Below are 10,000 nucleotides of genomic sequence, written 5' to 3' on the forward strand. Positions count from 1 at the left end.
TAAAAGGCCCCATACAAAGCGCAACACCTACGGCGACACGGCGTATTTTGCCTAAAGTGCCCTGCTCTATGACAAAGTGGCTGGCACTGCGGTCTTGCTGTTTTAACGCCTGTATCGTGTCGCGGATATAATCACAGGTACGGTCAAACTCTTTGGCAGCATCCGGCAGAGGTTTGCCAATTTCCCACATCAATAAGCGGATCACCGCATCGCGTTGCAGCACCATAGCAGCGAGGAATTTCTCCACAGCAGCCACTCGTTCCATCACCGCCATAGAGGGCCAAAGGCCACGGCCTAAATCATAAGCCTTAAGTGCAGCCTCCAAAGCAGCTTTGGCAGCAATTTCATCCATTAAAGGCGTAGCACCTAATAAAGTGGGGGTTAATTCACCAGAACTGTTACGAAGCGCAACAGGGCTATAGACAGGAGCTAAATCGCCCTGCCACTGACACAACTTACCATTGAGTAAATAGTCACGCTGCTCTATTGGCTCTCTGAGTCGCCACTGGGCCGGTATTTCAGCCTGGGTTGGAAAATACAAAGACAGATCAGCAGACATGACAAACTTCCTTTTAGCTAAATGAATTCAGATTAAAACGGCCGGAAAAACTACGGAATTGCTCTTTGGTGACAATAGCGCCTGTATGCTCTACAACAAAACTGGCTAAAGCTGCGGCATACTGACAGGAGGCAAGCGCAGATAAACCATTAAGACGCCCGGCCAGATAACCCCCGTTAAAAGAGTCTCCTGCTGCCGTGGTATCTATTACTTTTTTCACAGGCACCGCAGGGCATTGGAAACTCTTGCCATCGCTGAACCCAAGCACACCTGAGGAGCCATTTTTGACGATAATTTCTTTGACGCCCAACTGCTGCAGTTGTGCCAAAACATCAGCTGCGCTGCTGCTTCCGTACAATACTTTGTGATCATCAAGACCAGGCAAAGCAAGATCTGACAGCGCATAAGCCTGATCAAAATTGGCGCGGCAAATTTCAGCATCAGGCCAAAGCGCTGGTCTGTAGTTTGGATCAAACACAATCTGTACACCCTGAGCTTTCAGCTCCTTGATCAGCGAAAACAGATAAGTGCGATCCTCCAGCGATAGAATCGCCAGACTGATGCCTGAGAAATAAAACACATCGGCAGGTAATAACTGAGCCACTGTGCTGTGCTGGCGAAATAAAGCCAGACTTTGCTTAGCTGCTGAGCTGTCACGCCAGTAGACAAAACTGCGCTCGCCAAAACAGTCGGTATTGATCATATACAAACCAGGCCGTGCCGTTTTAGTGCGAAGCACCAGGGTACTGTCGAGTTTTTCCTGCTCCAGTTGGGCTATCAGTTTGTCGCTGACTAAATCTGTGCCCACTGCAGACAAAAATTTCAGGTTGAGCTGTGCAGCCGCGCTGCGTTTGCAATACACAGCTGTGTTATAGACATCTCCGGCAAAAGCCTGGTGGTAGACGTTATCCACCAGTTGAAATAACTCCACCATGCATTCGCCAAAAATAATGATTTGTTTCATTGATCCATCCTTAAGTGTGGACTCAGGCAACCTGACTATGCCGTACCCGACTTTGTTCTGCTACAACAACTGATTGTCGGGCTAGCTCAGTGATAGCGGTCCAATTTTGTTGTTGGATCCAATCTTTAGGCGAGATCCATGAACCGCCAACAACAAAGACGTTAGGCAAAGCTAAAAACTGCGCCATATTGTTCAGTTGAACCCCACCCGTAGGACAGAATTTTACTTTCTGGAAAATGCCGGAAAGTGCTTTGAGCATCTCGACGCCGCCCGACAAATGTGCCGGGAAAAACTTCAGTTCAGTCAGGCCCATTTCAATCGCCATCGCCATTTCAGACGGCGTAGCAACACCAGGCGCTAACGCCAACTCTGTCGCCAGCATGGCTTTTAACAGATCCGGTGTACTGGCTGGACTGACTAAAAACTGCGAGCCAGCTGCTTTGGCATTGCGGGCGTCTGCTGCAGACAAAATAGTGCCTGCCCCTGTTAACAGTTCTGGTACTTCAGAGCGTATCGCACTGATACAATCCAAAGCTGCAGCGGTGCGCAGCACCACTTCCACTGCAGTCACCCCACCTTGCTGCATAGCTTTGGCAATAGCCACGGCTTGTTGTGGCTGTTCGGCCTGAATAATAGGCAATAACAAGCCACCTTTAAGCAATGAAGATAACGAAGTCATCAGAACAAATCCTGTAAAAAGGAGGCTGAGCCAGCCCCGGTTGGAGTAAGCACTGGGGAAAGGCGCTGATAGGCAGCACTCAGTTCCAGCTGAAACTGTTCCGACTGCTGTAAGGCAGGTGGAAATACCGCAGATAACGCCAAAAACAATGCGGTATCTGCCACAGCTTCACCGCTACAGCCCGCTGCGGTGTCGAGCAATACCTTGGCCAGAGGATCGACCAAAGCAACATCGGGTTGCTGTCTGGCACGCAGCCGGATAAACAGCATCCAACTGGCCACCACCAGACAAAGCAAACGAATAGAACGACCTGCGGCCAGGTTATCGAGGATCACCGGAAACACCCGCATAGGTAATTTCTGCGAGCCATCCCAAGCAATTTGCGCCAGCAAATGCCGTATAGCAGGATTATCAAACCGCTGGAAAATATCCTGGCTGTACTGCGCGACATCCAACTCCGCTGGTGCGTGAAAAGAGCCAATTATTTCGTCCTGTGCCAGCTGAGTGACAAAGGCACGTAATGCGCTCTGCTGCATGGCATCAAATACAGTGTCCAGTCCAAACAAAGTACCTAAATACGCCAATGCCGAGTGAGGAGCATTTAATAACCGCAGCTTGGCTTTTTCAAAAGCTTTCACGTCCTGAGTGTAAGTGACTCCGACCTGATGCCAGGCTGGTCTGTGCGCTGGCAGAATATCTTCAATCACCCACTGGCAGAATTTTTCGCGTTTAATAGGCCAGTTGTCCTGATAGCCCAATTCAGACGCCAGTTGTTTTGGCAGCTCAACATCAGTGGCAGGGGTAATGCTGTCGACCATGGTACAAGGGCATAACAGCTGCTGTTCCAGCCAATTCGCCAAAGCGGGTTGTTTTTGCCGGGCGAAGCTGAGCAAGGCATGCCGCAGTTTATGGCCATTGTCCGTCAGGTTGTCACAACTGATAACGACAAAAGGTGGCACATTGGCGGCAAATCTCAAGGCTAATGCCTGCACCAGCAAACCAATAGCAGATCGGGCTTTCACATTGGGCTCTAAGTCATGCTGAATGTCGGCATGGCTCAAATCCAGTTCACCCAGCGCATTTAAGCAGTAGCCTTTTTCAGTGATAGTCAGGGTTACATAATGGCTGGTGGGCGCTGCTAAACGATGCAGCACCTGCTCGTACTGCTCTGCTGCCACTAATAACTCACGAATAGAGCCAACCACCTGATAGCTGGTTTCGTTATCCAGCAGCGCCAGACTGTACAATCCTTGCTGCGGTATTAAGGCTTTGGCTAAATCAGAGGATCGCATCGACACCACGGAAATGCCCCAGTCCCCACCGTATTTCAGCGCTAAATCTGTGTACCAGGCCTGGTGCGCCCGAAAAAATGCGCCAGGGCCAATATGTACTATGCCAATACCTACAGCAGATGGATCATAGGCAGGCAGTTTTAGTTTGCCTTGCAACTGCTGCAATAACGCCGGCTCTAAGCGAGGAATATCAATGCTCATGGGTTGTCCTTTAATCCAACTGATAGGCTTGTTTCACCAGCTGATAGGTCAGCTGCTGCGCCAGTTCATGGGCTTCGTCTTCGTTTAAGCGATGTTCAGCCACCAAGCCAGCTAAAAAGCGACAGTCAATACGACGCGCTACATCATGGCGGGCCGGAATAGACAAGAAAGCTCTGGTATCGTCGTTAAAACCTACGGTGTTGTAGAAACCTGCAGTTTCAGTCACCTGATGACGGAAGCGCAGCATGCCTTCAGGACTGTCATGGAACCACCAGGCTGGGCCCAGTTTTAATGACGGATAATGTCCGGCTAAAGGTGCCAGTTCACGGGCATAAGTGGTTTCATCCAGGGTGAACAGAATAATTTTCAAAGCGGCATTGTTGCCGTATTTATCCAACAGAGGTTTTAAGTTACTGACAAATTCAGTCGGGCTTGGAATATCCGCGCCTTTGTCTGCACCAAAACGTTCGAAAATCGACGGGTTATGGTTTCGGAAGGCACCAGGGTGAATTTGCATCGTCATGCCATCTTCAATGCTCATCCCAGCCATTTCCGTCAGCATCTGGCCACGGAATAACTCGGTTTGCTCTTTACTGGCCTTACCGGATAAACAAAGCTGAAACAGTTTACTGGCTTCATCTGCCGACAGATTGGCCGTTTTAGCTGTTGGATGACCGTGATCGGTGGCTGTAGCACCATGGTCACGGAAAAACTGGCGACGAATACGCAAAGCCTGCAAATAACCTTGCCAGCTATGCGTGTCCTGACCGGTTTGCTCAGCCAGCTTTTTGATATTACTCAGAAAATCAGCACGATCGGCGTCTATCACATCATCTGGTCTGAAGGTGGTGATCACACGTTTTTCATAACCCGTACCTTTTAAAACCGCATGATGTTTCAGCGAATTCACCGCACCTTCGGTGGTGGCAATCAATTCGATATTAAATTTATCCAGCAAAGCACGGGGTTTAAATTCAGGTTTGACTAGCTGCTCATTGATACTGTCGTAGTACAAATCTGCGGTTTCCGAACTTAAGGCATGCTCTAAACCAAAGACGTCATGGAATACGCTATCAAGCCAAATACGGGATGGCGTGCCACGGAACAAATGATAATGTTTGGCAAAGGTATGGAAAATTTTGCGGTAATCGGTTTCAACCGGCGTACCGTCTTTAGTACGAATGCCCAAAGACTCCAGTGAAATGCCCTGGCTGTATAGCATGCGGAATACATAGTGATCCGGCAGCAGCAACAAGCTGGTGGCATTGTCAAAATTGGCATTGCTGGCAAACCAGCTTGGGTCTGTATGACCATGCGGGCTGACAATAGGTAAGTCCTTAATGCCGGCATACAAACGTCTGGCTATGGCGCGAACTGTAGGGTCGGCCGGAAATAATCTGTCTTGATCAAGTACTAAAGGTTTAAAGTTGGCCATATAAATTCCTTACAGGGTCACGCCATTTTTCCAAATGGCGATTTCTTTGTTGTCTGATAATTCGTTTTGAGTGCGTTTGCCTGAGGCGATATCGATCAGCTCCCGGAAAAACTGGTAGGAAAAATCCTGCGCATTCTGGCCTTGTTGCAACAAAGCGCCGGCGTCAAAATCTATCCACTGCGGTTTGCGTTTAGCTAAATCGCTGTTAGATGAAATTTTTACTGTAGGCACAGGGAAACCCAGCGGCGTGCCACGGCCCGTGGTGAACAGCAACATAGTGGCACCGCTGGCAGCTAAGGCTGTGGATGACACCGCATCATTGCCAGGTCCTTGCAGCAAAGTTAAGCCTGGCTGTTGCACTAAAGCACCATAAGGGATCACTTGGGTCACTCTGGCTGAGCCGCCTTTTTGAATAGCGCCTAAGGACTTTTCTTCCAGTGTGGTCAAGCCACCGGCTTTGTTGCCAGGGCTTGGGTTTTCATACACAGGTTGTTTGTTATCGATAAAGTACTGCTTAAAGTCGTTCACCAAAGTGACTATGTCGGAAAATACCTTTTCATTAACAGCACGGCTCATCAGCACTTGTTCAGCGCCAAACATCTCAGGAGTTTCAGTCAGCACCACTTTGCCGCCAGCGGCACAGACTAAATCGGCAATACGGCCCACCAAAGGATTGGCCGTTAAACCACTTAAACCATCAGAGCCGCCACATTTCATACCGACCACTAAATCGGACACAGGGCAGGCGGTACGCTTATCCTGCTGCATCAGTTGTATAAGTTCTGCAACTGCTTCTAAGCCCTGCTCCAGTTCATCTTCCACTTGCTGGGCATTAAAAGCGCGTAAACGGCTTTGATCCAGTTCAGGGCAAGCTTTAAGTAAAGCCGCCAGCTGATTGTTTTCACAGCCCAAACCCAGCACCAGCACAGCTCCTGCATTAGGGTTTTGCATCAGGCCTGCCAATACAGCCCGGGTATGGTTTAAATCATCACCTAACTGCGAACAGCCAAATGGATGGGTGTAAGCAAAAATACCATCTGTTAAACCAGCAAACTGCTGATTGGCTTTTTCGGCTATTTTCATCGCGGCACGGTTAACACAGCCTACTGTATTTAGGATCCATAACTCGTTGCGGGTACCGACCCGGCCATTGGCGCGGCGATAACCCATAAAATGGGTAGGCAATTCGGTTGGGAAGGCTAAATCGTCAGCCGCACAGCCCTTATACTGGTACTCAATCTGATCAGACAATAAGGTTTTCAGATTGTGTGAATGCACCCAGCTACCCGCCGGAATATCCTGCTGTGCAACGCCTATAGCGTAGCCATATTTGATGACTGCTTCGCCTTGTTTTATGGGCTTCAGCGCCACTTTATGACCTGGCTGAATATCCTCTTTTGCCTGCACTTCGTGCCAGGGTGCAATTAATGACTGGCCTGACGCCAAAGGTTGTAATACGACCAGCACATTGTCGCGCGGATGCACCTGCAACAGGCTCAACTGAATGGCAGCCGGATCAGCAATATGTGGGCTACAGCCTTTTGTTTGTTCTGTCATTTTTTACCTGCTAGCTAACTTGTCTATCGGTGGCAAATTGCATCAAAAAAATGCCTTTCGTGTTACTTTAGGCCTGTCCAGGTTTTTCCATTGAGTTTGACATTGCTCAATTTAAAATCACTGGCATTGTCCAGCACACCCAAACTGGCTTGCTCAAAGCTGACATCCGTCATACTGATCCCGCTAATGCCAGCACGGGGTAACCCTCGGATCTCAAAAGCACGTTGAGCTTTTTTCACTCGGAAATTACTGATACTCAGATCTTTGACTTGGGGTAAAAACTGCCCTGCATCGCCTTCTTCGTAATAGAAGTTGATGACGATAGCGTCTTTCACTTCGCCAATTTCAATATCATCGACTGCGACTTGTTCTATTAAGCCGCCACGCACTGAGTTGGTTTTGATCCTTAAACCACGCTCCAGATCAGGGCTACTCATACGACAACGTCTGGCAAATATCTGTTTAGCACCACCAGAGATCTCACTGCCAATCACTACGCCGCCATGGCCGGACTTCATCAGACAATCCTGGATCAGCACTTGTTGCACAGGAGTCGCTAAGCGGCGGCCATCGGCATTACGGCCTGATTTTAAGGCGATGCAGTCATCACCCGTATCAAACAGGCAATTCTCAATCAACACGCGCTGGCAGGATTCTGGATCGCAGCCATCCGAATTAGGGCCGTGGCTGACGCAGTTCACTCCACGTATCACTACGTCTTTACAGAGCACAGGGTTAATCAGCCAAAATGGCGAATTACGGATAGTCACGCCCTCTATCAATACCCGCTCACAGGCGTAAGGTTGGATAAAGGGTGGCCTTAATCTATTGTTGTCCAGAATACGCTGTTCGACAGGCACTCCAGCTTCTGCCATAGCAAACAGCTGGTCGCGGCCAGGCTTTTGATCTGTGGCAGGATCAAGCTGCCATGGCGTATGTTTCCAGACTCCTTTCCATGGCCACCAATTGTCACCACTGGCATTGCCTTCGAGAATACCTTCGCCTGTTATCGCAATATTTTGCTGCTTGTAGGCATAAATCAGAGGTGAAAACCCCATCAGCTCCACGCCTTCCCAACGAGTAAAAACCAGGGGTAAGTAAGCCTTTGGATCAGTCACAAAAGATAAAACCGCATTTTTTTGCAGATGCAGATTCACATTAGATTTTAAATGCACAGGACCTGTGGACCAAACGCCTTCAGGCACAACTACTCTGCCACCACCAGCCTGATGGCAAGCCTCAATTGCAGCAGCTATCGCCCGATCACAAAGCTTATTTTTTTTAGCGCCAAAAGCAGTGATGACAAAATCACGAGCAGGAAAAGATGTCGGTTTTAAATCCTGCAGTATTTGTTCCGCACCAGCCCAGACCGGATCAACCACTTGAGCCGCTGCTGCCTGTAGCTGAAAGCTCAGCAAAGGTTGCAATGCCGTAGCGCCAATACCGGCTTTGAGTAAAAAACGTTTTTTCAGATCTGGCTGTAGCATCTGTGCATCCATCATGGTTTTCTCTGCACAAAGCCATCGGAAGCCTGCTGCTTTGTGCTTGTTTAAACAGCATAATAACGCATTTGCCACCGGTAGCAAGAGATGGATAATATTTTTTGCCACCGCTGGCAACTGGTCAGAGAACTTCAGAAGGAAGATTCCATTATTGAAATCAAAACTACAACGGATTCGATAGAACTCAGGCTGCGCAGACCTGATTACGGCCTTGCTGTTTAGCCTGATACAAGGCCTGATCGGCCAGAAACAATAGTTGTTTGGCTTCAGTTAAATCATCGCTGGTTGCTATGCCAATACTAACAGTAATACTGATGCCATCCGCTATGCCCTGCCAATCCAGCGCCATAATCTCCAGTCGTAACCGCTCGCAAACTAACTGGGCCTGTTCCATACTGGTCGATGGCATCAGGAGTGCAAACTCTTCTCCCCCCCAGCGCGCGGCACAATCAACTGAACGGGAATGCTGACGGATTTTTTCTGCAATAGCCACCAAGGCCAGATCTCCGGCGTTATGGGACCAGGTGTCATTGATCTTTTTAAAGTGATCAATATCGATAAAAGCTAACACCAGCGGTTGTTTTAGTCGTTGTGAACGGCTGAACTCTTTGCTCAGCACTTCATCAAAAGCACGGCGATTGGCAAGACCTGTTAAACCATCCTGCCTGGCTTGCAATGCTAAAGCTAAAGTCTGTTGATGTAATTGAGCCAACAAGGCTGATTTTTCTTCGTCTGCAGCTTGCAGGCTATTGGCTTTTTGCTGCAACTCTGCAGTTTTTTCTGCCACCTGTCGCTTTAAGCGTTGCTCTGAATTGCGCAAACTAGACATACGCCAATACGCCAGCAACAACAGCAGGGTTATTGTAGACAGAATACTAAACCACTGGAATTTGCCTGTTTGCCACCAATAGGGATGCTTGATCAAGACGATACTGGCTGCCTGACTCCACTTGCCACCCGGGTTGGCGGCCTGCACCTTAAACTCATAACGACCCGGCGCCAGATTGGTATATTCGGCAAAGTTTTGTTGCCCCTTATCCAGCCAATTCGCATCAAAACCCACCAACTGACTCCGATAGCGGATCCGACCAGGCATCACATAACCTAAACCAGCGAAATGCAACTCCACTCTGTCACTGTCTGGAGGTAATTCAATACTGTTTTCAATTTTCTGCACTATTCCATTGACCAGTAACTCTTCCAAAACAACGGGAGGAATAACTTCGGAAAAGGCTGCCAAACGTTCAGGCTGAACCCGACTTACTCCTATAGCCGTGGCAAACCATAAAGCGCCGTCCTGCGCCAATACTGCAGCCGGATTCGAACCACCATTAGCCTGTGCACTGAGCATACCGTCGCTTTCACCATAGAGTTCAAAAGCAATGTGGCTGGCGCTGCCATCTGCCACAGCATTTGCATCCTGCTGCCGCATACGGAGAATCCCCCTGTTGCTACTCAACCACAGGTTATTGTGCAGATCGGCCTGAACCTGGAAAATTTTATCAAAAGGAAGACCGGCTTTGCGGCCAACCAAAGACAGTTCAGCCGTATCTAACCGGTAGCGCACTAAACCGCGGTCTGTCGCCATCCATAGTAGTTTTTGTTCAGCTTGTTCATAGAAATCAAAGGCGTACTCGGTTTGATCCAGATGCGACAACGACAAAGGTTCGAACTTACCCTGAATGAATCGGGTAACACCTGTGCCCGTTCCCACCCATAGCACATCACCGGTTTTGTGCAGTGCTACGACAAAATCAGCAGGTAAACCTTCGCGAGTGGTGTAACTTTGCAGTTGGTTTGCCTGATAATGG

The 10,000-nt window shown here is 48.9% G+C and carries 8 protein-coding genes; all 8 read right to left on the minus strand.

Translation table 11 applies throughout. The features are described 5' to 3' along the window. The coding region (locus LDL40_RS11530; protein ID WP_300995524.1) for an aldehyde dehydrogenase family protein at positions 1-559 on the minus strand (559 nt) is incomplete at its 3' end. A 13-nt stretch (positions 560-572) separates the two neighbouring features. Then, positions 573-1,523 carry a sugar kinase gene (locus LDL40_RS11535; protein WP_300995526.1) on the minus strand — a complete coding sequence of 317 codons (951 nt, stop codon included), beginning with the start codon at positions 1,521-1,523 and terminating at the stop codon, positions 573-575. A 22-nt stretch (positions 1,524-1,545) separates the two neighbouring features. Continuing rightward, positions 1,546-2,202, minus strand: coding sequence for a bifunctional 4-hydroxy-2-oxoglutarate aldolase/2-dehydro-3-deoxy-phosphogluconate aldolase (eda, locus tag LDL40_RS11540; protein ID WP_300995527.1), 657 nt, complete (start codon positions 2,200-2,202; stop codon positions 1,546-1,548). Continuing rightward, positions 2,202-3,695, minus strand: coding sequence for a mannitol dehydrogenase family protein (locus tag LDL40_RS11545; protein ID WP_300995528.1), 1,494 nt, complete (start codon positions 3,693-3,695; stop codon positions 2,202-2,204). Before LDL40_RS11545 ends, eda begins: the two co-directional genes overlap by 1 nt. Positions 3,696-3,705: 10 nt before the next feature. Further along, positions 3,706-5,130 carry a glucuronate isomerase gene (gene uxaC / locus LDL40_RS11550; RefSeq protein WP_300995529.1) on the minus strand — a complete coding sequence of 475 codons (1,425 nt, stop codon included), beginning with the start codon at positions 5,128-5,130 and terminating at the stop codon, positions 3,706-3,708. A 9-nt stretch (positions 5,131-5,139) separates the two neighbouring features. Then, the gene (locus LDL40_RS11555; RefSeq protein WP_300995530.1) at positions 5,140-6,687 is read right to left on the minus strand and encodes a UxaA family hydrolase; all 1,548 of its coding nucleotides are present in this window, start codon (positions 6,685-6,687) and stop codon (positions 5,140-5,142) included. A gap of 62 nt (positions 6,688-6,749) precedes the next feature. Continuing rightward, positions 6,750-8,174, minus strand: coding sequence for a glycoside hydrolase family 28 protein (locus LDL40_RS11560; protein WP_300995531.1), 1,425 nt, complete (start codon positions 8,172-8,174; stop codon positions 6,750-6,752). A 199-nt stretch (positions 8,175-8,373) separates the two neighbouring features. Next, a partial coding sequence (locus tag LDL40_RS11565; RefSeq protein WP_300995532.1) for a diguanylate cyclase occupies positions 8,374-10,000 on the minus strand: 1,627 nt, incomplete at its 5' end.

The sequence above is a fragment of the Rheinheimera sp. genome (assembly GCF_020217005.1).
In the GTDB taxonomy this organism is placed as follows: Bacteria; Pseudomonadota; Gammaproteobacteria; order Enterobacterales; family Alteromonadaceae; genus Pararheinheimera.